This window comes from Methanosarcina subterranea (assembly GCF_055385895.1).
On record NZ_AP042426.1, the window covers coordinates 3,988,322 to 4,014,521 of the forward strand.

Genomic DNA, 26,200 nt, shown 5'->3' on the forward strand with positions numbered 1-26,200 from the left:
AATTCACCTTTATACAATGCCTGAAAACGCTGGCCTGCATTCTCAAAGAACTAAAAATAAATTTTAAAACAATAGGGCAAAACGTCCTCAAAATAGTGATTTTATGGCGAATTCTATTCATGAGATGATCAGAGCAAGCTTCAGATGCGAGGACATGGTAAAATGTGTACTCGGCCTTAAGTCTCTTGACATCGACACATACAAGGCTCTGCTTATGCATGGTCCCCTGACAGCAGAAAAACTAGGAGAGATCCTTAACAGGGAAAGAAGCACTGCATATCGTTCTCTGCAGAACCTTATAGCCTGTGGAATTGTTTACAGAGAAACAAGATCCATCGATAGTGGAGGGTATTATTACGAATATGTAGCCATCGAACCTCAGGAAATGAAACAGATGGTTAAAAAGAACGTTGACGAATGGTATGATCAGATGAACGAACTGATCGAAAAAATGGATGATAAAGTAAACGTCCTTGTCATGCGAATGGACGATGAAGAAAGTTGAATATAGAAAATAAAAATAAAAAGTTAGGGCTAAATATTAGAGCAAATACTAGGGCAAAATATTAAGGCAAACTACTAAAGCAAGAGAAGAGAAGTAAGAAAATATTGAAGTAAAAATCATAAAAAACAAAATGAGAAAATAAGAGTAGACCGGATAAAAATTCGGCCAAATTTACTGTTTTAATCCGTCTACAAAATCTCCCATTCTTTCAACTGCTTTTCTAAGGTCATCGAGAGAAGCTGCATAAGCGCACCGGAGGAAACCTTCACCTGCTTCCCCAAAAACGTCTCCGGGTATTGTAACAACCTTCTTTTCATTCAGGAGACGTTCTGCAAAATCAGAAGATGAAAGGCCCGTGTTTCCAATATAGGGAAAAGCATAAAAAGCGCCTTTAGGGTTGCAGCATTCAAGCCCTATGCTATTAAAGCCTTTTACGATAAAGTGCCTGCGTCGGTCATATTCCCGGACCATACGCTCCATTTCCCCTTTACCATTGCGAAGGGCTTCAATTGCCCCTACCTGAGCAGTTATGGGAGCACAGAGCATGGAGTACTGGTGGATCATCATCATTGAATGGATAATATCCGGAGCTCCCATGGCAAAACCGAGTCTTAACCCTGTCATCGCATAAGCTTTGGAAAATCCGTTCAGCATGACAGTCCGATCCCTCATGCCTTCAAGAGACGAGAACGGGACGTGACTGCCTCCATAAGTCAAACATTCATAAACCTCATCTGAGATCACAAATAAATCGTTCTCGACAACAAGGTCCGCAATGTCCTCCATCCCTTCCTGTTCCATAATTGCGCCTGTAGGGTTATTAGGGAAATTGAGGACAATTGCCTTTGTCTTGCTGGTAATTGCAGGTTTCAGGGCTTCTGCAGTAAGGCTGAAATCATCGTCCCTGTGAGTGGAAACAATAACAGGCTTGCCTCCTGCCAGAATTACTGAAGGGACATATGCCACATAGGAGGGCTGAACCACAATTACCTCATCTCCGGGATTGACCACTGCCCTGATGGCTAAATCAAGACCTTCGCTTACTCCTGTAGTAATCAGTATTTCAGATGCAGGGTTATAGTCCAGACCATAGCGCCTGTAGTAGGTTCTTGTAAGTTCGTCTCTGAGTTCCGGAAGTCCGTAGTTTGAGGTATATGAAGTCTGCCCTTTTTCGAGAGAATGAATACACATCTCACGGATGTGCCAGGGAGTGATGAAATCAGGCTCTCCTACACCAAGGGAGATTATATCCTCAAGTCCAGAAACCAGATCAAAAAAACGGCGTATTCCTGATGGAGGGATACTTTTTACAGCTTCCGCAACGAATTTTGAAGGATCGCATGGAGGTCTCAAGCAAACACCTCTATAAAAAAATGTATGAGTTGGATAGAATGTAAAGCGGGATAAGGGGATCAGGTTTTAAGCATTTAGCATTAAAACGAGACAGGGAGCCTCTTAATTGACTCCGGTTCATGGAGAATTACCCCGTCTTCTTTATAGGTCTTTAGCACGAAATGAGTAGACGTACTCTGGACCTGATCAAGGGTAGCGATTTTTTCTGCCACAAAAAAAGCCACATCCTTCATTGACTTCCCCCGGACGGTAAGGGAGATGTCGTAGTTCCCGGACAGAAGCCTGACAGACCTGACTTCCGGGAATTTATAGATCCTTTCTGCAATTGCCTGATAGCCCTGGTTACGCTCAAGAGTGACCTTCAACTCAATTACGGCGTAAACATAGTTTTCCCCAACCAGGTCCCAGTCCACTATGGTTTTATAGTGCCGGATAACTCCTGTTTCTTCAAGCTTTGCGATCGTCTGGGAAACTTCATGTGCAGACATTCCTGTAAGGGCTGCAATTTCTTCCGGACTTGCTCGGGCATCGTTTTCAAGAATTTCCAGTATATGTCGAATCATTTCGTCCATGTTGACCACCGGCACAAAGTTTAGGGAAGTTGGCACAAAACCCCTGGTGGGGGGTCAGGGCTCTCTTCGATTATTCAATTAATACAGCGTTTACAACTCCATCCTGCCCGGGTCTGCTTGTAACTTTGGCAGTGCCCATGGGGGTTCTAATAACGGAACCTTTTGTCAGAATATTACGCCTGACATAGTGCTTGTTGGCAGTATTGTCAATTACGGTTTCAATTGGTGCCGTAACTGTCTTTCCGTCTTTAGGATTGGTCACGTTTGCAACGTTAGACTGGAGAAGCCTTATTTTCCTGTTGCCGCCCATAGTATGAACGTTCTTTCTTTTTACTTCGCTGATGCGGGTATCCGCAGATTCGCGGCCCATTTCAAACTTGCGCTTTCCGCGGGCAGCAATAACTTTTCCGCCTGTAACTTTTCTTCTGGAGGTGCCTTGCCATCTCATTGTTAAAACCTCATTATTGTATTGAAATATAAGTCAAGATTTGTATTTAGTGCTATTTTTAGTGCTACTTAAGCTGGTTTTTAATGGGACCTTAAACGGCCCAAATAGTAAATATCCTGTAATCCTGATCTCGTGATCCTTTTCAGGGCATAAGCGTACCCGTAAGTAGCTTAATTGCTCTGCTAATATATTAATGTATTAACAGGAATACTTTAATTAGCATATTTGCTATGGACTTAGCAATACGAATAGAATCGTATAAGAACTTTGCGATCATGCCGCCACAAAAACTTTAACTTCTGGACAGTGTCTGCATACAGGTAACTGTAGCTGAAAAAATAGCATCGCAGGATTATAAAGTTACCGGAATAAAAAAAGGCGCGAAGAGCCTGCACAGAAAAATATATATGTTGAATTAAATAAAAAAGAAAAGGAGAAAATATTAAGGTACAGGCCAAAAGGGAAATCTCATACTTAATAGTTCATTGGGAACCCTCAGACTGCAGACGACAATGCAGATTACAGGAGAGAAACAATGGTTACTGAAATTTCACTCAATACCATATGCGGACATACAACAAAAATTATTGCTACAAAAGAAGGTAAAAACACCCATATACATATCAAAACCACCTGCGAAAAACTGAGGAAATGGGGCACACATTTTGATATGGGCATGAAAGACCTTATGGGAGGCCCTGAAACTATGCTTGCCCAGAAAATGGCTGAAGCCCCTCTCACTCCCACCTGCTTCGTCCCGGCTGCAGTAATGAATGCATGCTGGCTTGAAAACGGCATGATTTCTAAAAATCTTGCTCGAGGAATGGGGAAAATGGAAATAATTTTTGATAAACTTGAATGAAGATTCCTTAAATTAACCCTCCTTAATTAAATTCTTTTTTCTGTATGAAGCAGAAAATGAGAATAACACAACTCGCCAAAAAATTACGAGTACTGCGAGAAAGTTCCTTTAAGAATCAAAACTTAACAATATTTATATTGAATATGGTTGTGTATAATTTAGTCAAAACTTAACAAACATAATATATAGTAGATAATACGTATCTATTTCTTTCAACTTGGCTTTATAAATATTATACCCGGAGTGATGAAAATGGACTTAAAAGAAATCAACAACTACGGACAGGAAATGGTTGAATGCCTTAAACTCGAGACTTCTCCAGTTGCAGTAAAACTTGTCCCAAAGGGAGAGGAAATCCCTGAAGGAATCAAAAAAGTGAATGAAGCTATAAGGCACTGCCAGTTTGTTGACCGGGTGAGAAGAACCGGAGAAGAATTTTACACTTTGGGGGAGGACCAGATGTGCAAAGGCGGAGCAGGTGTCATGGGCCTTGGAGCGCTGCCCCCAAAAGTAGCCAGCGGAGAATTCTATTATAAAGGCTTGAAGCAGTTCAGTACCCAGGATGCTGCAAAGCGTACCATTGAAATGGTACCGACCCTTAGCCCTGACTCTACAGAAGCTGTCCTCTATGCACCCCTTGAAAAGACCACATTCATGCCGGATGTCGTACTGGTCATTTGCAACCCGAAGCAAATAATGCTACTCACCCAGGCTTATATGTACAAAACCGGCGGCAGGCTTGAAGTTAGTTTCGCGGGCAAACAGAGCCTCTGTTCCGATGGAGTGGTGCAGGCTAAAGAAGGAAAAATAGGAGTTACAGTAGGTTGCAGCGGCAGCAGGGTTTACACCGAGATAGCAGATGAAGAGATGACTATGGGAATACCTGTAGAGCTTCTTTCTGATGTCGCAGCCGGACTCAAGGAAATCTGTCCTAATTAAATACAGAATTTTCATCTTTACTTAAGATATAAACTCCTCCATGTTCAAGCCCGTTATTGGGTGAAATTGATCAAATATGATATGATAGACATAACCTGTTTATTATATCATATTTGAGAACTATTTTTTCCTCTAACTTCCCTCAATACTGACTTCACAACCGATTATTCTGTGGATCGAACCACTCTGTTTTAGTTCAAAAAATAAACATCACACCTGACCACGCAAGAGGCGGGTGTGAAAAAGAATAAGCTCTTTAAATGCTAGCGCCAAAGGTTTGCGCTTTAGTTAACCAATCTCCCTGTAAAATATCTCCAATTGCTAATACGTTAGTAGCTATTAAGGTGCCCCTGTCTTCCCATTTCATATAATCTGCCGTATGCTTGTAAGTATCTATGGCACCGCTGAAAAATCGTTTTTCATCGCACCCCCCGCACATAATCAAAGCAGATTCCTTTACTCTAAGCGGTTTTATACAGTTGCCCACACAGTAGGCACACAGTCTGTCTATTACAGTTTTTAACTGTGCCGAAATTCCATAAAAGTATAGAGGGGGAAACCAGTACAAGCACATCTGCACTTTCGAGCAGTGGCTCAATTTCTGCCATATCGTCACACTGAACGCAGGCTCCATCGTTTGTCCAGCACGTTTCACAGGCCTTACATCCACTAATATTGAGTTTTGACACTTCAATTTTATTTACTGTATGTCCGATTTCCTGTGCTCCTTTCATAAAGGCATTTGCCAGCATGTCGCTATTTCCGCTCTTTCGTGGACTACCAGTAAGTATCAGTATTTTTTATTCATCGTAGCATCTCCAGGAAATTACTTTTATCTTTTTCAGTATTTTGTATTTTACTCTGCACGGATTGCCAACAACTACTACATTGGCCGGAATATCCGTTGTCACTACACTTCCAGAACCAATTACAGTGTTATCGCCAACGAAAGCATTAAATTCAAAAATAAATTCCTTTGCAGCATGACGTTCTGCCAGCAGTTCCTCCCCAAAGGCTATATATAGTGTTCCTGCTAGCATTTTCTTTATCTCTCATTTTAAGCTCCTGGGGTCTTTTTCGACCAGTCGAAGATGACATTCCAAGCTTTCTGATTCATTATAGATGTTTTTAATTATGCAGTATGTAGTATGTTTTTCAGGAATAACTGCAAAATAACGGTAAAAATATCGGCTAACGTCAGAAAACAGCAGAATAAAATGAAAAAATATAGGTTTTACATATAATCAACGAATTTTCCTGTTTTTCCAGAAAATCTCCGATTTCCTGTAATCCCGAGGTGCGACCAAGAAAACTATGGATTATGTAACTCGGGAAACAATGAATTATATACTAACAAAGAAAAGAGAAGGAAAATGACCTCTTACATAGCAGATTCAGCAGTCTTTATAATGGGGAACTGCAGCGTGAATAGTTCACTGCTCATCACTGTCCCTTCAGTTGTGGACGAATTAAAAAGCAAGGACTCCGTGCTCCGTTTTGACCTTGCAAAAGAGGGAGGGCTCAGGGTTGAATGGCCAGAACCGGAAATGGTAAAAGAGGTTCGAGAAAAAGCTGAACAGACCCGGGACTCAGAAGAGCTTTCAAAAACAGACCTGGAAATTCTTGCAAAAGCCCTTGAGCACAGGGAGAGAGCAATACTGCTCACAGATGATTATGCAGTCCAGAATGTTGCCGTGCAGCTCGGAATTAAGGTTAAACCAATAGCCCAGAAAAAAATAAGAGATGTTATTATCTGGCAAAAGCAATGTACAGGCTGTAAAAAAACCTTTGAGAAAGGGGATGAATGTCCTATTTGTGGTTCACCCATGAAGAAAATGAGAAAAAAAAGGCTTGAAGGAAAAAGGTCTCAGAAAAGCTGAAGAAAAAGATATAACGCTTGATAGTGTAATAATGTCTTTAACTGAGAAAAGATATACTTGAATTATAATTTTCAGGCAGTAATTCCAGGCAGTATCCGTAAGAAGTGCTGCAAAAATCGGCCGGAAATACCGCCAGACAAAAAATTTCAGGTGGGAATGGAGGCATGAAGAATATAGAAGATCTGATTCAGAAAGCTGTAGAACTGCAGAACAACGGGCTTGTAACCGGCCAGATTGCCGATGAACTTAACGTTTCAAGAGAAACGGTTACATGGCTTTTAACCCGTTCAAAAAAAGACGTCGCAGCCCCCGCTCCAAAAGATATCTCTGTAAACTGGAGCAGCATAGGAAAGAGCGCTACACGGCTTCACTACATCTCGCTTGCACTTTGCGACATGGTGCTTGAGACCCTGGAAAAAACAAATGCTGAGGTGGACGTGGTAGTTGGTGTTGCAGCCAGCGGCATTCCCCTGGCAAGCATGATGGCAAACGAGCTTGGAGCAGACTTTGCCCTATATCATTCCCGTAAAGGACAGGATGTTGTCCAGCCAGGCCAGAAAGGGACCATTAGCAGAAATTTTGGAAGCGTTGCAGGCAAGAACTGTGTAATTGTGGACGACGTTATCACGACAGGCTCGACAACCATGGAAGTAATTGAGCAACTGCGGGAAATGGACGCAAAACCCAGAGTCGTAGTTGTTCTTGTGGACAAAAAAGGCGCAGATACAATCGCCAATGTCCCGATCCAGTCCCTGGTAAGAATAGTTCGCGTGGATTGATAGGATAAACGAAGACAAAAAGTGAAAACAATTTACCTGTACGGAAAGCTTTTCTAAAATAAGGCTTTCCCAAAAACCTCTTTTTTAAAGATCCAGAGTCAATGATCTCTGGGCCGTTAACAAATATATAATTGGCATCATTATTCAAACCTGAGTTTAAACCAGTTAAGCCGTATTCTAAGTGATTGTGAAGATTCATAACTCCCGAATTCATAACTCCCGAATTCATAACTCCCGGGTCCACTACTTGATACAATCACGGGATAAAACACTGCAGGGATAATGGATGAGAGATACAGTATACAAAGAAAGCCCTCCTACTTGGCAAGAGTATTCCCGATTATTCTCAAGCACAGGCTGGATGCAAACTCTGAAAATCTCCGAGAATGACCTGAAGAGAGTCTTTGAGAATACCTGGTACTGGACAACAGCATATCAAGATGAGAACATTGCAGGTGTTGGGCGTTTGCTTTCAGATGGCATCCTGTATGCATTGATTTGTGACATAATAGTATTGCCGGACCGCCAGAGAATGGGAATCGGAACTGAGATCTTAACACGGTTAGTTAAAAAATGCCAGGAATCAAATATCAGGAGAGTATGGTTGTTTGCAGCTCCCGAAAAGGCTCGTTTCTATGAAAAACAGGGTTTTTTAATCCGTCCAGAAGAGGCGCCGGGAATGCAACTGGGAGAATTTGAACTTACGGAATAAAGTATGACACTCTTTCTATAGACATCGGGTATGATATGAACGCGATCCGGGATGTGACATAAGGTGACTATTTACTTCCCAATTTTATCAATTCTGCATCCAACCTCGAAGACTAGGACTGTAAATTTTAACCGGCATACAGAGGATTCCATAAAAAGAAATAGTAAGAGCCGGAAAGAAATTCAGAAAGAGAGAGAAAAAAAGGCTTATTAAAGCCTGTTTAATACTCAACTTCCGTAGATGCTATCTTTTCGGCAAGCCTTGATAACACTTCGGTCCTCATTCCTTCTACAAACTTAATGCTTCCTACAACAAGGTGTCCACCGCCACTGACTCCGGCACCTTTCATCTCTTCCCTGAGTTCTCTTACAATCCTGGGAATGTTCATGAGCACACCTTTTGAGCGGATGACAGCAAAGTCCGGGCCGTAGCCCAGGGTGACCACAGGTTTTCCCGGGTTTCTTTTGGTGAGTACATCATGCACCTCTCCGGAAGTCTTGCCCGGTGGCGGAAAAGTGAACTTCTGGGCATAGTTTTCGACATCCAGCACATTCATGATAGTTCCGTTAGCCAATTTCTGGGACTTGACATTAAAGAGACAGGTCTCAAGCTGTTCTTTTATCATGGTGTTTGCCTGCTCGCAAAGCAAGGATACCAGATTTTTATGGACAGTGTGGTTGCCCAGGTCCAGAATATCGTCAATAATGCCTTTTCCACTGCTGAATTTAAGCCAGAACTGCTCATAATCCAGAGCCAGCGCCATCTCTTTTAATTCTTCAAGAGTATAGCGGTCCGAAACAAGGGAGATATACCTTCCAGCTTCAGGAGCCTCCGAACGGTCTCCTACTGCCGAAACAGCAGGTAGATGCTTTATCGTATCACTGATGCTGGGATTGATCATGCGGGCGATTTCAGCACAGAGCATTCCCGCAGTAACCCCGAAATCTCCCCCTACATGAGCAGGGTTTGCATGTCCTATAAGATATTGGTCAACGATGTCATCCGGATGGTGATGGTCAACGACAAGCATATTAATGCCATAGACCTGGGCCTGCCGCATTGAAGGCACATCTTCTTCGGTTGATCCATTATCCACAAGGATCACAAGAGGCATTTTTTGCCCGTGCCTTGCATAGTCTTCAAGTGCAAAGGAAATATCTCTCGTAACGTCGGCAAGCTCATAGAAAGGAGCCTTTGAAGGAGCCCGCTTATAAAAATAGTACTCCGCATCCGCCCCACCGATTTCCGTAATTAGGGGAAGGATTGCCCTCTCAATGGCAATTGCGGAAGTAATTCCATCGGCATCTGCATGGTGCCTTAAGATGATGGGTGTTGAATGGAAAATTGCCTTTTTGATCTCTTTGGCAACATGAAGCATTCTGGGTTTGAGTTTTTCCATAATGTCGCTTTCGATCAGGAAAGGAATATCAGCAGGAGTGGATTTTTCATCAATTACCATCTCGACCCTGGACTTGACAGCAGCTTCCTTTTCTCCGGTAAGCAGTTTCATGCTCATGACTTCAATCTGGACCTGCTCATCCCGTGGAGTCACTTCCCCGGTAATCGATACAATCATTCCTACATCAACGTGAGGATAGGACCGCTTCCCGGCACTCTCAAAAGCCGCACAGGGGATAAAGCCCCCTTCATCACCAATGGTAAAGATAGTAGGCCCGCTGGTCTGTTTTACCTGGATAACTTCTCCTTCGATCCGGACGAGCCTGCCTTTCATGCTGGTATCTATATCGGATGAATTCTTAAGTGGGAGCTCTTTTTCAAGTTCAATGGTTTCGTACTTTGTAAGAGTTTGCGGGATAAGATCCAGTTTTCCTCCGGCTTTAATACTCTTGACCAGGACAATCACAGCATCCCTAACTCCCGGCTGGGTCCCAACATTGCTGGAATGCATAAGTCCCCTTACATGGGGATTCAGGTCTACAAAGACTCCAAAAGAGGCGATACTGCTCACTATGCCGTGATAAAGTTTTCCTGCTTCCACATCCTTGAGATCGCAGGATTCGTCCAGAGCATAAACATGCTGGGAACGTGAACAGGAATTGCAAATCTCTTCTTCTCCATCCTGTAACTCATGAATTCTTGCCCCACAAACCTTGCAGGTATAGATCTTTCCGAGTCCCTCGCAGGCCTCACAGGATCTGGTAACTTCGATACTCCCCTTACCTTTGCATTTCTCACATGCTGCGCCATTTTTCAAGAAACTGTCAATTTCTTTCTCTGAAATTTTCATGAAATCAACTGACTTTGACTTGCCTTTTCCCTTACACAAAGGGCAGACCTCAGTTGAAATAACCTCATAGCCACGCCCGTGGCAGTCTGGACATTCCTTACTCATTAATATCAACACCAGTGGTTCTTCCGAACCTGCGTTTTCTTACTCTCAAAGTTTTTGGAGTTCAAAATCTCGCTTTGAACTTCATATATTTATTATTTTCTGTGTCGGCCTTTCAGTATAATAGTGACTGTATGACCTTCACCCGGCCCGGAAAATCGGCGATTACCTGATTAGTTATCTGCTTGCAGATCCTATCTTTCAGTTCAATATCTTCCGTATGCAAGATATAAGTATTGTCAGCATGCTATTTTACATAGCGTCTGCAGGTCCCGGAACCTTCAGGCTTTAAGATGATATCTGCGACTTTAAGATTATAAATCTTAAAGACAGAGAAAGACAGGGAAACTGCGGTCTATGAAAAACCGGAGTGAGGACTTATATAGATTCACAGATACTTTATATAGACGACAGAATACAAAACTTTTAAATTAGGACTGTTTACTTTGCAGGAATTTTTCATTACAATTCCTGAATAAAGAACACTTAATTATTATTAAGCCCAATTTTAAGATTAATTGATAGGAGGGCATAAAATTATGGTTGATTTCATCAGTGAATTATTGCTTCCTGTATTAATAGTTGTAATATTAATACTCTCACAATCTATAAAAATGGTTAATGAATACGAACGTGTAGTTATTTTCAGACTTGGTCGCCTTAGTGGAGTAAAAGGGCCGGGGATATTTCTAATCATTCCCTTTATTGATAAAGCCACAAAAATCGACCTGAGAGTTGTTGCAATTGATGTCCCGAAGCAGGCAGTCATTACAAAGGACAATGTCACAGTTGAAGTGGATGCCGTTGTTTACTACAAGGTAGTGGAGCCAGGGGCTGCAATTACACAGGTTGAAAACTATATGTTTGCAACTTCAACCCTTTCCCAGACTACACTTAGGGACGTGCTGGGCCAGATGGAACTTGATGAACTGCTTTCGGAAAGAGAGAACATCAACAAGCAAATTCAGGAATTGCTGGATGCCTATACTGATCCCTGGGGGATCAAAGTTACAGGAGTGACTATACGAGATGTAGCCCTGCCTGAAACTATGAAAAGGGCAATCGCAAAACAGGCTGAAGCCGAAAGGGAGAAACGTGCCAGGATCATTCTTGCTGAAGGAGAGTATCAGGCCGGTGAAAGGATGAAAGATGCTGCCAATCTTTACCAGGGACTTCCTATTGCTATCAAGCTAAGGGAGCTTCAGACTCTTGCCGAGATTGCCAGGGAAAGAAACCTTATCATAGTTACACAGTCTCAGCCTATTGAAGCCGGAAACGTGGCTGCCCTCTCTCAGGCTATATCCGGAAAGAAAGAACAATAAGGACAGATAAAAGCCGAAAAGAACGTAAAGGCGAGAAAGGGTCAGTGATTATGCAAACCAGAAGGGCTTTTTGTTCCCTCTTTATTTTTTTTCTCTGTATCACTCTCACAGCTGCTCTTACGCCTCCTGCAGGAGCAGCACCCGAAGATAGAGTGCTTGTACTCGAAATAGCCGAAGCTATTACTCCAGCTTCCGACAATTTAATAGCTGATGCAATAGAAAGAGCTGAAAATGGGAACTTTGAAGCTCTCGTGATTAGCCTGGATACTCCCGGTGGAGGGCTGGAAGAGACTCAAATAATTATAAAGGCAATTGAGAACGCAACCATCCCTGTGATCGGGTATGTGCCTGAAAGCGGAAAAGCCTGGTCTGCAGGAACCCTCATCCTTATGGGGACTGATATTGCTGGAATGGCTCCCTTTACAGTCATAGGATCAGCCCAACCGGTCCAGATGTCTGCAGAAGGGACAAAACCCGTAGAGGATGAGAAAATTATAAATGCCCTCGTTAAATTTTCGGTTGAAACTGCAAGAAAACACGGGAGAAATGAAACCTTTGCTGAAGAGGTAATTACCAAAAACAGAAATCTGAACGACGAAGAAGCCCTGGAAGAAGGAGTAATCGAGTATAGGGCCTCTTCCATTCCGGACCTGCTGGCTCAGGTTGATGGAGAGAGAGTAAAGGACAGAAGACTGCAAACCGCAAATGCAGAAATAGAGATCTACTCACCTCCACTTCCACTTTCCTTCCTGAAGCTTATTTCAAACCCGGTCCTTTCCTCCCTTCTCCTGACAATAGGGCTTTACGGGATCATCTTCGGGATTGCGAACCCGGGAGCTGGAGCAGAAATATTCGGGATTATTGCAATTGTTCTCGGCTTGATAGGCACAGGGTTCAACATTAACATAGCAGCATTTTTCCTCATCATGGTAGGAGTAGGGCTTCTTATCCTTGAACTTGAATCCCCCGGATTTGGCATATTCGGGCTCGCCGGACTTATCAGTCTGATAATAGGGAGTGTCTTTCTTGTACCGCTGGGAGCTGAGAATATTTACACCCCGGAATTTAGGAGAATGTTACTCCTGACAATTGTTACACCTACCATCATTTTAGGGCTTTTCCTTGTCTTTGCGATATATAAAGTCGCCGAAACGAGGAAAAAGAAACCTGTTATTGGAGCCATTATAGGGGATATTGCTCGAACCATAGATCCGATAAAACCTGAAAAACGTGGATTTGTCCGCTATAGAGGAGAGTACTGGAAAGCCAGATCCGAAGAGGAAATAGGAGCTGAAGAAGAAGTCGAAATTATTGGAAAAGAAATGGAAGTGCTCGTAGTAAAAAGAAAGATATAAGCCTCCTTTCTGTTCTTCTTTTCCTTTTTCCTCACTTTAATTTCTCACTTTAAGATACTATTAGGCTTAATTGGTTCTTTATCGGGTTTTTTCAGGAAATTTTTCCGAGTTTCTGTTCCGAAGCTCTTTTCCAAGTTTCTGTTCCGGAGTTTTCTCCAGATTTCGGTTTCCGAGTTTAATTTTTCTTTTTGCCCTTTATTTTTTCAAGGACCCTCTGCTTTTTATCAATAGCTTCCTCGGCTGCTCTATCAATTGCATTTCTCATCTCCTCGAAATCTCGAGGGTTCTCTTCTCCATGAACCTTTTTGACAGGTGTATAGGCAGATTCTCTGAACCTGGGTGAAAAGTCCCTGACCTCTCCATTGACGATAATTTTAGCCCCGCTTCCTTCTTCTACACGACCTATAATGTCAATCTCGACACCGGCAGCCCGAACTGTTTCAAGGATCTCATCGGCATATTCAGGGGGGACAATAACCAACAGGGCATCAAGAGATACACCGAGGTAATCGATTTTAAGAAGCTCAAGCATGGAGAGTACCTTTGAGTTTACAAGGGCTCTCATTTTTTCCTCTTCAAAGACCATTTTTACACATGCAGTCTTTGAGATTTCACGTGCGTCCCCGCGTATTCCGCCATTGGTAACATCGGTCATGGAATGGACTTTCCTGTACAACCCGGACTGCAGGAGAGCTTCGCAGGCTTCAAGAAAACGTATGTTAATAGTCTCTTCCACAACGTCATGCATCCCGTAATAAAGTGCAGTTGTAGAAACCGTGCCTCCGCCTGCACCTTCAGTCATAAGGATAAGGTCTCCTGCCTTTGTCCGGTTGCGTGAGGTAAGGGAAGACGTAACACCAACAGCGCCGACGCCTCCTGTCATTCGTTCACCTATAACCATGTCCCCGCCTATCCGAAGAGTACTTCCGGTAATAAGGGGGATTCCGGTAAGCTCTGAAACTGTGGTGATTCCTGCAATGTGATCGAATATTTTTGCCACATCTCCATCGTCTGCGACATGGATGTCTGAAAGCATTGCAAGAGGGCGGGAACCCATTGAATAGACATCACGTAGAGCTGCCCTTGCGACATGAAAACCCGAAAGGAACGGAAAATCGCTGAGGCGGGAATGTATGCCATCAATCGTAACCACCAGGTATTCATTCCCTATTTTTACAACTCCGGAGTCGTCAAGCTGGGAACTGTCAACTACCGCACCGGTCTTGCCTATGACCTCCCCAAGCTTGGAATGAACGTAAAAGTCCCCTGTGCCCCTTGAACCTACTCCGAACTCTCCCATGGAAACTCCTGAAAGAGTCGAGTTTAATACATCCCCTTCCGTGTAGAGAGTCGCTTTTGCTTCACAAATGACCGCAGCAGCAATCTCATGAGCCCTTTCGGGGTTGATGTTCTTTATTTCAAGAATTCTTGAGGCAAGCTGTGTCTCAAGTCCGACTTCATTCGAAGGGTCTTTCCTGAGAGCCCGTTTTGCGTAACCTTCTATATCCATAGTAACCATCCTCTCGCATATTCTGCCACTGCTTTGAAAGATACAGGACAGATAGTTTTAGAATTCAAGCATAATTTCTGGACTGAATTTTAATAAAGAATACCCCGGAGTTCAAACTTAACCACAGAAAAAACGAGAAATAAAAGTTTAGTGAAAAACCGAAGTACACTTATTAGATACATAATTTCAACACATTTCAACAAAGTTTTTCAAAATCTTCAACCCTGTAGCTCCACTTTTCTCAGGGTGGAATTGGGTGCCCATAACATTGCCTTCCGAGTTCACTACGGAGGCTGAAAAATCCAGCCCATATTCACATGACACAAGGGTATTTTCCTCAGCTGTGTCCACATAATAAGAATGTACGAAGTACACGAAAGAACCGTCAGGAATGCCTTTAAACAGAGGGTGATCCTGTTTGATCCTGATATTGTTCCAGCCCATGTGGGGCACTTTCAGTTCAGATTTCGGAAAACGAAGTACTCTGCCCTGAATGAGATCGAGACCATTAGTCAGCCTGCCTTCCTCGGAGGAACTCATCAAAACCTGCTGTCCGAGACAGATCCCGAGCATTGGTTTCCCCGAGTCTGCAAATTCCGCGATAATTCCTTTGAGAGGGATCAGACACTTCATTGCATCTATAAAAGCTCCAACACCAGGAAGAATAATGCCATCTGCTGCCAGGATCTCTTCAGGGTTCCCGGAGATTGCGGGACTTGCTCCAACATGTTCAAGCCCTTTTTGAACACTCCTGAGATTTCCAAGCCCGTAATCGATAATCACGATTCTTTTCATAGCTCTAACAAACAAAGTTAAAATAGATTAAGCTTACGAGCAAAGGATTTGAAAAGTAGAGAAGAAATGAAGAAATAGAATGATTAAGAAAAATACACCTGAAAAGTATAAAAATAAAAATTTCAGGTCAGTATCTGTCTGCAGAAAGATTACAGGGCATTTTCTCCTGTTCAAAAATCACCTTGTACCTGCCACAGCGAACACATTCGTAACGTTTTTCGAGTACTGTTGGCCGACAGCAGAGCGCTCCGCTTTTTCGTTTCCAGTCGTGCAGTCCGAAAAGACACAAAAAATTTTGTCTATGGTCCGATTCATCTGGCTCATCAGAACATTCTTGAGTCAAAAACCTGTTTCCCCTCGTTCATAGTCAGTAAGGATGTTGTACGATAATAAAGGAATTATGCACAAAAGAGCTATATAAACATATAGTTTTTCAGAATAAATACAAAAATATTGGTCAATTAAATTACCTTCTGGCCTAAGTATCGAAAATTGGTAAATAGGATGACTGAATATTGATAGAATGTTATATAGTTAAGATCTTAACTTACAAGCCAAAATGAGGGGGAAACATGAGGGGACTTCAATTATTCAGACATGATGAGAAAGTAATGGAATTGCCAATAAATATAACTGGGATATTAAAGTTACTACTACAACAGTAACATTTAAAATTATTTCAGCGTATCTAATTTATGGTAATCTTGTGCCCAGAAACCCTAGTGTCGAGTCCACAGTAAAGTGTCGTATAAGATCGATTACAACTATTCAGAATCGTTCAATCCTTGAGGATTGACGCGACACTAGAGAGTGTTTTAAGATTAAATTTGGTTCTATAATTGAGATAGAACTTTATGCGCTTGAACTGAAAAACAGCAGCATTAAGTCATTAAACATCTAAAATCCGACCTTCCGCAGATGTCTTCAAAAAAATAGCAAGTTTCTTGCTATCGTTTTTGGAGAATTGTTCGAAAATTTGCAGTAATCATCTCAACTGAAGCTTCGGGAAATAGGTGCTGGAAGTTTTCAATGAAGGCAAAAAGCCGAAAATTTTGGAAAATTTCAAAAACACATGTTTGAGTAACCAGGACGGTTTTCAGAAAAAACGATAGCAGGAAAATTTGTGAAAATTAAAGGACATCTGCGGAAAGTGAGTAAAATGTAAATTTAAACTATAATGTTTACTGTACTTGATTTATCTCGAGTACGTAAGTAATATGGGAAAAGTACTATCCTTAATGTCAATGCATACCTTAATTTCGGATTTACGATTTGAATTTGAAGTTAACATTGCCCATCATCCAATTGTAGAAATGGTTTGAATTTTAAGACAGCCTCTCGTGCTAATATTTAAGATGCGTGAGATTTCTTCATTGGTTGAATGATTAACATCTACTCACCTTTATCATAATTAACTAAGATCAAAGCATAGAGAGTTTTTTGTGAGTTATGTTTACCTTTTGAGGTAAGTCCACAAAGAGCTTCACGGTCTTTTTTGGTAAGTGTCACAATGTATCTATTCATAAAAAATCCAGGGATTTTTTATAAACACTATGAAATATATTTATTATGACATTTTAAAGCTGATGCGACACTAGTACCGTGAAAACCCAAATGTTGAACATATATTTTGATGACTACTATCAGCTGATATTGTTTTGATCTAAGTTGATGATCCATAATTAAGTTTTCATGGTACTAGTCTGAGCTTTATATTTGGATGAATATATTTTGGAACCTATGTACAAATAGGAAAAATATTAAAAAGAAAAAATAAAGATCTAAATTGTTTTGGACTATTTGGGTAAATAGATACGTTTTATATAATGGAACGTCATTCATCTAATAAAAATTTTTCATACAGTCAATGAAAAATAAAATCTTAAGAATATCTGGATTGTAGTATAAAAAGAGAAATATTTATAAAAAATTTAAAAATAAAACCTTTACTTTTGAAAGTTACATTTACGTTCTTTTGAGGAATATTTATGAGTGGAAGAGTTAGCAATGTGACAGATACCCAAACGAATTTCCGACAGGTGCAATTATCGAAAAGCGATATTTTTGGAATTCTTCAAAATGACCGAAGAAGGTGTGTTCTCGAACTTCTCCACAACAATGGAAGCCAGAGCGTGCGCTCCCTTTCTGAAGAAATAGCACGTCTGGAAGCAGGAACCGAAGAACCAAAAAGCAGCATCAGAAAAAGCATATATGTGTCCCTGATCCAGACCCATATTCCCAAAATGGAAAGTCTGGGAGTAGTCATCTATGATAGAGAAAAGGATAGCGTGGAACTCCTCCCCGCATCCCGCAATTTTGACGTCTACATGGAAACCGTCAAAAAAGGAGACATCCCCTGGAGCCAGTACTACTTAGGAGTGAGCATTCTCGCCATTGTCGGTAGCCTCACGATCTTTGCAGGGTTCATCGAATGGATATCGAGTTCCCAGTGGATGTTTTTTGTAAGCTTGATGTTTTTAGCCTCCTCAATAGCCCATCTACGCCACATCCATAGATTTGAAGAATAATCCTTTCTTAATGTCATACATAACCTGCTTTTTTCACACATAAACAAAAGATTTCCCGATAATGGTAATCCGCCATTATCGGGGCAAAATCTCTTTTATCCGCTATCTTTTCCGGACTCCACCCTATTCCTTCCGGAACGTGAAGGCATATCCAGACCAGACCTCTACTCTCAAGGCACACCTCGCACACAAAATTCTATATAAAGATATCCTATCTTTATATGAAAAAGCATATAGTAACCTTCAACGAACCCGGTAATGTACCTCTTTTTGAAGCAGTCCGACAATAATTCCCTGTTACTACTGCCTTGAATTACAAAGCCTTTTGATAGCGTTAATTTCTCATTAACTGCCCAGAATCTCCGCTAACCCGCCAATAACTATCTTCAAACGATCCATAGAAGGTGATAGCTCAGATCAGCGGGAGTGGGGTGGAAGATCCAATCCATAAATGGGATCGAAATCTAGGGGTAGAAGAATCCTCAAATATCCATAAGGAATCTTCTTTTTCCCCTCTGACCTTCCGATGATCGGCCACATTGACAATCAAAAAGAGGTATAATAATGTTCAACAAGAAAATGCTTTTAAGCGTGCTCATCATCGGCGTGGTCGGTGTTCTGGCAGGATCCGCGACATGGGCATACTTCCAGGATACGGAAGTAAGTGAAGACAATACTCTTACTGCGGGAACGCTTGACCTTTATTTAGATCCACTTACAGCTCCATTTACACTTGAAAACAAAGAACCTGGGGACTCTGGCACCGAAACTCAGACAATCCAAAACATCGGGTCTCTTGCTGGAGAACTGGATATTGCGGTTAGCGCTATCACAAATACAGAAGGTACACCCTTAGACTTTGAAGAGGCTCCCCAGGGTGATGGAGAACTCGGAGGAGTAGCAAAGATGGCATTATGGCTTGACTTGGATGCAGATGGAGTATTTGATGGAGGTACTGACATCTCACTGAAATCCGACGGAACCAGAGCCACAGATAACAACGCTGGCGACTATTACTACGACACAATAGATTCGTATGGTGGAGAAACCTGGGATGCTCTTGTAGCAGCCATGAGTCCTGACGATGAATATGATCTCGTTATCCGGTGGGAGATTCCATTTGGAGCCATAGTTGATAACACGATTCAGGGAGACAGCATTAGCTTAGACATTACGTTCACTCTTGAACAGGCTGATGTAGACAACCCGTAATGTGAACTAAAACAAATAGTGGGCTAATCCCCACTATTTAAATTTGAAACACTCTGTAGTAAATTGTATATTGTGACGTTATGATTATACTAATTGTATTTTAGAGAATCTGTCCTACCAAAGGTACATCCAGTATGCAAAAATAAGTGGAAATATGCGATTTAGAGTGCTAATTGAAGCGCTCAATACCTATCTGCGGTACAAAACTATTGAATTACCAATAATATGAACAAAAAAAATGCATTTGCTGTAATATTACTAATCATTGGGATAGCTCCCATCATTTGCACTATGATTCCAACGGGCCCGCTTCATTTTATGACTGTAACGGGTACCAGTATGGAACCTGCAATAACCTCAAATGATATTATTGTGGTTGATTCCAGGGAGACTTTCATTGAATTGGGGACCATCATTTCCTACTATTATCAATTTGAGGATAATCCCTCACCATTCACAATCACACACAGAGTAATAGGATTTACACCTGAAGGTTATAGAACCAAAGGAGACGCGTGCGCGAACGCGGACAGTTATGTGGTGGCACCTGAAGACGTAATAGGGGTTATGCGCTTCAAAATTCCTTATCTGGGTGCTCTTGTACGTTTTGCCAGTACTTTAACAGGGCTTCTCACACTTGTCATTACGCCAGCTCTTATTCTGATAATTCAAGAAATAAAGAATTTAATGAAAACGGGGAGAAATAAAGATGAAGATCATAAATAAATTCATACTTTTTTGCTTGTTGTTTACTTCATTTTTATCACTAAATAGTATATGGACCAGTACCACCGATACATTCGCATATTTTTCCGATGTGGAACATAGTACCGGAAACACGCTTACTGCAGGCGTATGGGAGAGCAGAGCCGCCTTTACTAACAGCAATGAAGCTCTCCCCGACGATAAAGCCCCAGCCGAAGCCTCCACTGAAGCTCCAGCCGAAACTCCCACCGAAGCTCCCGTTGGCAGTGAAGCTGACTTTATCACAGTATCTGATAGCAAACTCATGGAAAACATGGAAGACAGCGAAAAACCTCACGGAATTACTTTCAATGTCAGCGGAACCCAGAATGTAACTATTGACAAAATTCAGGTATGGTGGAATGTCTCCCAGGGTAATACCAGCTATATAACAGAGATAACGATACAAGAGAGAGAATTCTTCAGCGGCAGTAAATCGGCAGGGGAAATAATTGACGGGCCGGACTATTTGCTGGAGACAGACTCTTTTGCAAAGTTAGAACTCTATTTTGATAGTAACATTTCGGACATTATTCCATTTACTATTAACATAACTATGGGGGATGGGTCTGTAAAGAGTCTCGTAACGGATCCAAAATAACGTTCGGATGTTCCGGAAGCCTCAGCGAATAAATTTTGATATGGAGATTGGGATATGAAAAAAGGAATAATTCAGACAGCAATTGTAATTCTAATTGCGATATTTCTGATCAATGCCCTGGTTCCATTCTTGACAGGATCAGAAAAGACTCTAATTGTACTGAGTGGAAGCATGACACCGCTGATGCTGCCCGGAGATATTATAGTTATTGAATCCGTCAGCCCGGATGAACTTACTGCTGGAGATGTCATAGCTTTCCGGGATCCTGGAGGCAAAGACACATGTGTAACGCATAGAATTATCAATATAGAGGAGGGCCAGGAACGAATTTTCAGGACGAAAGGGGATGCAAACGAGGAAGAAGATATATTTAAAGTTCCGGCGTCGGATCTGGTTGGAAAACTGGTTTTTGTCATTCCCTTTGCAGGATACTTTCCTCAGGCTTCAAAAAATCAGATGTTTTTCTTTTTCACAGTAATACTTCCGGCTTCTTTTTTAATACTTGATGAAATCAGGACAATTACAAAGTATTCCAATCCGACTCGTGCTCGCAAAATTGAACGAGAGAAGAAAAAAATTTCCAGGTATGTCTCGTATAAGATAAAAGGAAAACGGCTTGTTGTAATTATTTTGGTAGGCGGGTTCATTTTCACAGGGATTGTAATGGGCAATTTGGGAGAGAACGGACCTGTAATTCTTCAGGAAGAAAATAAGGTAGAAAATATGGGTTTCGTTCCTTCTGTATGTGTTCTTCTGCCGGAAGATTTCGAGCAGAGGCTTGCCATTGAGCCATGGTATGCAGTAATTCCCCCAAATAATGGGATTCAGATTACTTCTCCAGAAAACACGTCTGCAACAATAAGCTCGGTACCTTATATCCTGCCTGTTTTCTGGGTAATTTCGCTGGCAGAAATAAATCCCTATCTGCCTGTGGTTGCCGAGATTGTGCTTTATACCTTTGTTTTTACGTTATTTATCTTTCCTTTATGGTATCGGAAAATTGTAATCGGAAGAAATGTTAAGAAAATCAAATTTCATCGCCTATTTTTACAGTGGAAGAAGATGCTCCATTTGGAATGAATTTACGAAAAAGTTTATCCAGACAAAATTCAACTTTGCATTTATTTAACTCTGCAATTTATAAAAATTGGCAGAATATAAAAGGCACGTGGGACTGTGTGAAAACTTTAAATATGTTGACCGGCATAACATAGTAAAAACTTTATAAAAGAGAGTAGGATGAGTAAAATGCTAGAAATATCTATCCTTAAATTGAAAAATAATTTAATCGATAGGTCTAAAATGTTCATTTTGGTATTAGGAGTTGTGATAATCTTTTCCAGTGTCTGGACTTATGATGCATACGCAAAAGCAGCATATGAAGATAGAGAAGAGCTGGTTTCTTCCTATGCGCAGTATGGAAAATATACATATACAGCCCCTGTCACGGAAACAAATCCCCTCTATCCTAAAGGAATCAGACTCGAAATGGGAAAAACAGTGTATTTTCTTGCTGTATCTCCTACTCTCGATGTTTCATTTGCATACAGCCTTAATGCTACAGATTCCGCTAACCTTAGCGTAGAGTGTGAGACAATGATTATTGCAACTAGTAAGGAGGGATCCGGGGAGGATCAAAAAGTAGTCTGGCAGAAGGAGTTTCCCGTGGAAGAGATGGAATTTCTTGGCGTTAAGGATAAAGATGTACTTACCCATGAATTTTCCCTTGATGTGCCGGAGATCCAGTCAATGGTAACAGAAGTACAGGACCAGCTAAAATATTCTCCGAATACAACGATAGAAGTTGTCACTCGTGTCAATTACGAAGGAGAAATAAACGGAGAAGAAATTAATAATACAAAAAATTTTGCTATACCTCTAATCATCAATTCTGCATATTATCAGATGCCTGAAGTACTGGAATTTAGCGAAAATACCGATACGTATAAAAAGCTTAGGATTAAAAAGGACCCCTCATTATCAGTAATTAAATTACCTTTTTCCTTATTCCTACTCAGCACAATTTTGGTAGGAATGCTGCTACCATGTATGAAAATGAGTAAAGTCGATCCGACTTATATCAAAAAACTGGAAAACAAAAACAGATATTCATCCTTTAAAGAATTTATCAGCAAAGGCAAACTTCCTGAAAACAGGGATTCCCTTATGCAGATTGAGATTTTTTCACTCCATAACCTTGTGGACGCTGCTGTTGATATGAATGCGCGCGTGATCAATGATACAGAATCTGGCGCATATTTTATAATTCATAGTAATACACTGTATATTTTCTTTGATCCATATTCTGAAGAAAATGAAATTTGAGAAATAAAGGATTGACGAATGATTGAATTATGCCCGGTTAGATACATTACTTTTTTAATATATAAATTGAAACATCAAATTTGATCTCTGTAGATAAGAAATCGATTACCGTATATAAAAATCATATGCGCAAGAGAGGCATTAAAATGGAAGGCAAAGAAGTGATTTTGAGTATATTCATAGTCAGCGTAGCTATACTTTTGGCAGGTGTTGGAACAAAAGCATATTTCAGCGATACAGAAACAAGTGAAAATAATACACTTACTACAAGAATTCTGGATATTAATATTAGTCATAGTTTTCATTTTAATAATGTTCCCCCAGGCATGTCCAAAAAAGAATCAATAATTATCAATAATAGCGTTAGATCAAGCGAAGCAAAAATTGTCTATTTGGAAGTTGATGTTATTGACCAGGAGACGAGTGACGACACAGACGCTGAGCGAGATGCTGAAATTTTGCTTGGAATAACTAATGAAGCTGGGACTAATAGAGGGGAGACTGATATTAGTAAGTGGATTCAAGTAACTAAAATGAGATATAACGATGTCAACATCATTAACCTTTACGCTGATCTCAACGGAAACGACTATATTGATCTCGATGACCTTAACCAAGTTGGTCAAATAAAAGTCAATGGTGAGAATGTGTTATCTCCTGGTGAAGTTGCTTACATTAATTTCACGATGCTATTCGACCCTGACGCTGAGAACGAACTTCAGGGAGATACTTCCGTGATAACTGAAATAGTCACAGCTGTATAAAGTTATTAAACTATAGTCCCTGACGCAGAATATTACACGAATTAATGCTTGTATTTTCTTAGAGGCTGTCTTAAAATTAAATAATTCCTATACTCTGATTGTTCGTTAATGTCAAAACGATCTATACGTCTTCCTTATCCCAGTGATTTATCCGATCAAGAATGGGAATTAATTAAGCCTCATTTCCCAAATCCAAAAACTTCGAGGTAGAAAGCGTGTTCATTCCTATAGAGAAACATTCAATGCTAGTATTGCGATTCCGAAGTATGTTCACAAAAGTTGAAGTTTGAATATATCTAATGGTCACCAATTTTCCCATTAAATAAGGAATTTATTTTGGAATCGAAGCACCAGTAGTGAACTTGTTACATGTATCGGAAACACGACCTTTTAACTTCCGTGTAGACCCATCGATATTTGCACCTAAACTTTTGAGCTTGTCAAGTGAACCAGCAGGATCCTTACGATAATCCAGACCAACGGAAACAGGTAGAAGAAGCCCCCCGAAACCGTTTCCGCATTATTCTATATGCACTGCGCAGAGAAACCCAAGTTTACTTATTAAAAGTCGAGTTTGATAAAATACTGAAAAGTTATAAATAGAATGGCTGAATATTGATAGAATGTTGTACAGTTAAGATATTAACTTACGGGGTTAAAACGAGGGGGAAATATGAAAGGACTTAAGTTGTTCAGACAAGACGAAAAAGCAATGGAACTGCCAATAAATATAGTTGTGATGCTCGTTGTTGGGATGGTTGCTCTTGCAACACTTATCACGATAATACCGACTCCTACAAAGGAAATGTCAGTCTTTGTTGAAAAGACAGGACTCGGGGTAGGAAGTCTTCAGCAAGGAAACTCGATAATAGTAGGTGCTACTGTTGCAGAGAACCCGTTTGCCGTATCAGCAGTAATAAAAGTAACAGATAAAGACGGAAGCCCGGTACGAGGTGCAAACGTCATCCTTAAGGGACTCGGAGGTGCAGCCTCGAACACGACTGACATTAACGGGATTACTGTGCTGACAACGCCGGCAAATGCAATGGTAAAGCTTGACCCGAACCAGAACGAAGGGACAATGGACCTGAAAATCCTGGCAGACGGTTTCTATGACTATGAGAGAAAGGATGCAGTTATGATTATCAAAACTCGCTAATTGCATATTATCGCGAGTAAACCTGGAAAAAGGAGCCGCATATGCTGCCGGGAAAATTCAAAGAAAATGAAGCAGGAACTGTCGGGCTTCCTATAAGGATCGTAGTTCTTTCTATTGTCGGCTTCATAGGATTTTATGCAATACTCTCAGCCATCGGCAGCGCTCCTACTCCTCCTGAACCGATGTATGCATTTGCAAATATAAGCTCATTTTCACTCAACTCCGAAGGAGAGGAATCCAACTTTAGCCTGCAAATAAGTGTGCTTGACAGGAATAACTGCAGGGTCGGAGAAGCAAACGTAATTGTCTGGAGCCCGGACAGAAAGAAAGCGTATTCAGGCATCACGAACTCTAATGGAAACGCTACTATAGCAGTCTTAAATCCCGGGCTGCCTGCCGGAAAATCCGAAGGGTATGTTGCAATAAAAGTAATGAGAACCGGATATAGAGACTTTGATGAAGAGTATTTCATAAAGGTAAAGAGGCGTTAAACCTTCTTGATGGGTTCAGTATCAGTAAGTTTTTAAAGGATCAGTCCTTAAAAAATTTAATTCCTCAAAAAGTTAAGACTTCAAAAGCAGCTCTTCTTTTTTAAATCTTCATGCATTTAGTTTTCATTAAATAGTAGAGATTTATTAAGAATTTATAATACACATTCTTAATATGCTTTAATTTATGCATATCCGACATTTCCGTCAAAAGAGAATCATCGTAAAATGTTATTGTTATTAATCATGAACCACAGCCCAAAGAATGCCATAAAACCTCCGCAGAGGTATACCAGTTTTTTATGTGTGGACTGTGAAATTACTTCTGTTCCTCTGGAAAAGGACGAAGACACAGCTACAAGAAATCCAAGATCTGCTATCCAGTGCCCGACAATAAATGCAGTTACTGCAAAGATGCCTGCAAGATACTCCTGAAGGAGGATCGCACTGCCTGCTGTCAACCACCATGCAACAAAAAAAGGATTTAGTGCTGAGGTTATAATTCCTGCGGACACCGTGCCTGAGAAAGGGTTCAATGCCGAAGTCATAATTCCTGAAGATATGGGACCAGATGAGAGATTCAGGCTGCTGGCTGAAATAGAGATGTCCATTGTGGAGGCTTCTTTTGCTTTTTTGATCATCGCAAGCCCGAAAACCACCATCATTAAGCCTCCTATTATAGCCAGATACGATACTACTGATTTTCCAAGGAAAGATGATGCACCTACCAGAATAAGCACGAAAAAGGCGAGTTCTACAAGCGCGTGACCTATGAATACCGAAGGTCCTGCTCGCCAGCCTTTATGAAAAGATGCCCCGATTGTTGCAAACATCATAGGTCCCGGGATAACAGCTGCAGATATGCCTACTGTAAAGCCAAGAATAAGATCTTTAGTTAATTCGATTATGATGCCACCCCGGAAAATATCTGACTATATAAATCTAGGAAGTAATTATATAAAAATGTTTTGAGACTGATAAGGAATATCGTTTATGG

At 41.0% G+C, this 26,200-nt stretch carries 27 protein-coding genes and 1 pseudogene; 18 read left to right on the forward strand and 10 right to left on the reverse strand.

Annotated elements, in window-relative coordinates:
- Positions 1 to 103 precede the first annotated feature (103 nt).
- Positions 104 to 505 carry a helix-turn-helix domain-containing protein gene (locus tag ACZ5A8_RS17395; protein ID WP_464530569.1) on the forward strand — a complete coding sequence of 134 codons (402 nt, stop codon included), beginning with the start codon at positions 104 to 106 and terminating at the stop codon, positions 503 to 505.
- Positions 506 to 676: 171 nt separating this feature from the next.
- Here the strand turns inward: ACZ5A8_RS17395 and ACZ5A8_RS17400 are convergent, their stop codons facing one another.
- The 3 genes from ACZ5A8_RS17400 to ACZ5A8_RS17410 all read right to left on the reverse strand — a co-directional run bounded on the left by ACZ5A8_RS17400 (position 677) and on the right by ACZ5A8_RS17410 (position 2,878).
- Positions 677 to 1,858, reverse strand: a complete 1,182-nt coding sequence (locus ACZ5A8_RS17400; RefSeq protein ID WP_229390187.1) for an aminotransferase class I/II-fold pyridoxal phosphate-dependent enzyme — start codon at positions 1,856 to 1,858, stop codon at positions 677 to 679.
- Between the two features lie 80 nt (positions 1,859 to 1,938).
- On the reverse strand, positions 1,939 to 2,430 hold the full coding sequence (locus ACZ5A8_RS17405; protein ID WP_464530571.1) for an Lrp/AsnC family transcriptional regulator: 492 nt from the start codon (positions 2,428 to 2,430) through the stop codon (positions 1,939 to 1,941).
- A gap of 70 nt (positions 2,431 to 2,500) precedes the next feature.
- Entirely contained in the window at positions 2,501 to 2,878 is a 378-nt protein-coding gene (locus tag ACZ5A8_RS17410; RefSeq protein ID WP_464530573.1) for a 30S ribosomal protein S8e, read from the reverse strand.
- Positions 2,879 to 3,413: 535 nt separating this feature from the next.
- On the opposite strand from ACZ5A8_RS17410, the gene ACZ5A8_RS17415 reads away from it, so the two are divergent.
- Positions 3,414 to 3,740, forward strand: coding sequence for a DUF6951 family protein (locus ACZ5A8_RS17415; protein WP_464530574.1), 327 nt, complete (start codon positions 3,414 to 3,416; stop codon positions 3,738 to 3,740).
- A 252-nt stretch (positions 3,741 to 3,992) separates the two neighbouring features.
- A complete protein-coding gene (locus ACZ5A8_RS17420; protein ID WP_464530576.1) occupies positions 3,993 to 4,679 on the forward strand; it encodes a DUF169 domain-containing protein in 687 nt (228 codons plus the stop codon).
- Positions 4,680 to 5,140: 461 nt separating this feature from the next.
- Here the strand turns inward: ACZ5A8_RS17420 and ACZ5A8_RS17425 are convergent, their stop codons facing one another.
- Together ACZ5A8_RS17425 and ACZ5A8_RS17430 are read right to left on the reverse strand one after the other, a co-directional pair.
- Positions 5,141 to 5,431, reverse strand: coding sequence for a flavodoxin family protein (locus ACZ5A8_RS17425; RefSeq protein WP_464530577.1), 291 nt, complete (start codon positions 5,429 to 5,431; stop codon positions 5,141 to 5,143).
- A 48-nt stretch (positions 5,432 to 5,479) separates the two neighbouring features.
- Positions 5,480 to 5,719: a maltose acetyltransferase domain-containing protein gene (locus ACZ5A8_RS17430; RefSeq protein WP_464530578.1), complete on the reverse strand. Its 240-nt coding sequence runs from the start codon at positions 5,717 to 5,719 to the stop codon at positions 5,480 to 5,482.
- 333 nt (positions 5,720 to 6,052) lie between these two features.
- On the opposite strand from ACZ5A8_RS17430, the gene ACZ5A8_RS17435 reads away from it, so the two are divergent.
- The 3 genes from ACZ5A8_RS17435 (at position 6,053) to ACZ5A8_RS17445 (ending at position 8,050) form a co-directional block, all read left to right on the forward strand.
- On the forward strand, positions 6,053 to 6,559 hold the full coding sequence (locus ACZ5A8_RS17435) for an NOB1 family endonuclease (protein ID WP_464530580.1): 507 nt from the start codon (positions 6,053 to 6,055) through the stop codon (positions 6,557 to 6,559).
- Positions 6,560 to 6,723: 164 nt separating this feature from the next.
- Positions 6,724 to 7,338, forward strand: coding sequence for an orotate phosphoribosyltransferase-like protein (locus ACZ5A8_RS17440; protein ID WP_229390193.1), 615 nt, complete (start codon positions 6,724 to 6,726; stop codon positions 7,336 to 7,338).
- 286 nt (positions 7,339 to 7,624) lie between these two features.
- On the forward strand, positions 7,625 to 8,050 hold the full coding sequence (locus ACZ5A8_RS17445; RefSeq protein WP_464530581.1) for a GNAT family N-acetyltransferase: 426 nt from the start codon (positions 7,625 to 7,627) through the stop codon (positions 8,048 to 8,050).
- A gap of 220 nt (positions 8,051 to 8,270) precedes the next feature.
- Here the strand turns inward: ACZ5A8_RS17445 and ACZ5A8_RS17450 are convergent, their stop codons facing one another.
- Positions 8,271 to 10,403, reverse strand: coding sequence for a DHH family phosphoesterase (locus ACZ5A8_RS17450; RefSeq protein ID WP_464530582.1), 2,133 nt, complete (start codon positions 10,401 to 10,403; stop codon positions 8,271 to 8,273).
- 536 nt (positions 10,404 to 10,939) lie between these two features.
- Here ACZ5A8_RS17450 and ACZ5A8_RS17455 point away from each other — a divergent pair.
- On the forward strand, positions 10,940 to 11,722 hold the full coding sequence (locus tag ACZ5A8_RS17455) for a slipin family protein (RefSeq protein ID WP_229390196.1): 783 nt from the start codon (positions 10,940 to 10,942) through the stop codon (positions 11,720 to 11,722).
- A gap of 50 nt (positions 11,723 to 11,772) precedes the next feature.
- Entirely contained in the window at positions 11,773 to 13,077 is a 1,305-nt protein-coding gene (locus tag ACZ5A8_RS17460; RefSeq protein ID WP_464530584.1) for an NfeD family protein, read from the forward strand.
- A gap of 175 nt (positions 13,078 to 13,252) precedes the next feature.
- Here ACZ5A8_RS17460 and ACZ5A8_RS17465 read toward each other — a convergent pair whose 3' ends face one another.
- The 3 genes from ACZ5A8_RS17465 to ACZ5A8_RS17475 form a co-directional block, all read right to left on the reverse strand.
- Entirely contained in the window at positions 13,253 to 14,587 is a 1,335-nt protein-coding gene (locus ACZ5A8_RS17465; protein ID WP_464530585.1) for an AIR synthase-related protein, read from the reverse strand.
- 186 nt (positions 14,588 to 14,773) lie between these two features.
- Positions 14,774 to 15,382: an imidazole glycerol phosphate synthase subunit HisH gene (hisH, locus tag ACZ5A8_RS17470; protein ID WP_229390199.1), complete on the reverse strand. Its 609-nt coding sequence runs from the start codon at positions 15,380 to 15,382 to the stop codon at positions 14,774 to 14,776.
- A gap of 127 nt (positions 15,383 to 15,509) precedes the next feature.
- On the reverse strand, positions 15,510 to 15,725 hold the full coding sequence (locus ACZ5A8_RS17475; protein ID WP_464530586.1) for a hypothetical protein: 216 nt from the start codon (positions 15,723 to 15,725) through the stop codon (positions 15,510 to 15,512).
- Positions 15,726 to 17,370: 1,645 nt separating this feature from the next.
- Between ACZ5A8_RS17475 and ACZ5A8_RS17480 the strand changes: the two genes are divergently transcribed.
- The 10 genes and pseudogenes from ACZ5A8_RS17480 (at position 17,371) to ACZ5A8_RS17525 (ending at position 25,206) form a co-directional block, all read left to right on the forward strand.
- Positions 17,371 to 17,910 (forward strand): DUF7344 domain-containing protein, encoded by a 540-nt coding sequence (locus tag ACZ5A8_RS17480; RefSeq protein ID WP_464530588.1) that lies wholly within the window; start codon positions 17,371 to 17,373, stop codon positions 17,908 to 17,910.
- 564 nt (positions 17,911 to 18,474) lie between these two features.
- Entirely contained in the window at positions 18,475 to 19,122 is a 648-nt protein-coding gene (locus ACZ5A8_RS17485; RefSeq protein WP_464530589.1) for a TasA family protein, read from the forward strand.
- A 225-nt stretch (positions 19,123 to 19,347) separates the two neighbouring features.
- Positions 19,348 to 19,848, forward strand: coding sequence for a signal peptidase I (locus ACZ5A8_RS17490; RefSeq protein ID WP_464530590.1), 501 nt, complete (start codon positions 19,348 to 19,350; stop codon positions 19,846 to 19,848).
- On the forward strand, positions 19,832 to 20,467 hold the full coding sequence (locus tag ACZ5A8_RS17495; RefSeq protein WP_464530591.1) for a SipW-dependent-type signal peptide-containing protein: 636 nt from the start codon (positions 19,832 to 19,834) through the stop codon (positions 20,465 to 20,467). The genes ACZ5A8_RS17490 and ACZ5A8_RS17495 overlap by 17 nt, the downstream gene beginning before the upstream one ends.
- Positions 20,468 to 20,521: 54 nt before the next feature.
- On the forward strand, positions 20,522 to 21,547 hold the full coding sequence (locus tag ACZ5A8_RS17500; protein WP_464530593.1) for a signal peptidase I: 1,026 nt from the start codon (positions 20,522 to 20,524) through the stop codon (positions 21,545 to 21,547).
- 168 nt (positions 21,548 to 21,715) lie between these two features.
- The gene (locus ACZ5A8_RS17505) at positions 21,716 to 22,792 is read left to right on the forward strand and encodes a DUF5305 family protein (protein ID WP_464530595.1); all 1,077 of its coding nucleotides are present in this window, start codon (positions 21,716 to 21,718) and stop codon (positions 22,790 to 22,792) included.
- Between the two features lie 146 nt (positions 22,793 to 22,938).
- Complete coding sequence (locus ACZ5A8_RS17510; protein ID WP_464530596.1) at positions 22,939 to 23,556, forward strand: TasA family protein; 618 nt, start codon at positions 22,939 to 22,941, stop codon at positions 23,554 to 23,556.
- Positions 23,557 to 23,664: 108 nt separating this feature from the next.
- Positions 23,665 to 23,800: pseudogene (locus ACZ5A8_RS17515) on the forward strand (transposase); the annotation flags it as partial.
- Positions 23,801 to 24,229: 429 nt separating this feature from the next.
- Positions 24,230 to 24,715, forward strand: coding sequence for a carboxypeptidase regulatory-like domain-containing protein (locus tag ACZ5A8_RS17520; protein ID WP_464530598.1), 486 nt, complete (start codon positions 24,230 to 24,232; stop codon positions 24,713 to 24,715).
- Positions 24,716 to 24,756: 41 nt separating this feature from the next.
- Positions 24,757 to 25,206 (forward strand): hypothetical protein, encoded by a 450-nt coding sequence (locus ACZ5A8_RS17525; RefSeq protein WP_464530599.1) that lies wholly within the window; start codon positions 24,757 to 24,759, stop codon positions 25,204 to 25,206.
- A 215-nt stretch (positions 25,207 to 25,421) separates the two neighbouring features.
- On the opposite strand, the gene ACZ5A8_RS17530 is transcribed toward ACZ5A8_RS17525, so the two are convergent.
- Positions 25,422 to 26,129, reverse strand: a complete 708-nt coding sequence (locus ACZ5A8_RS17530) for a LysE family transporter (RefSeq protein ID WP_464534186.1) — start codon at positions 26,127 to 26,129, stop codon at positions 25,422 to 25,424.
- Positions 26,130 to 26,200: the final 71 nt, after the last annotated feature.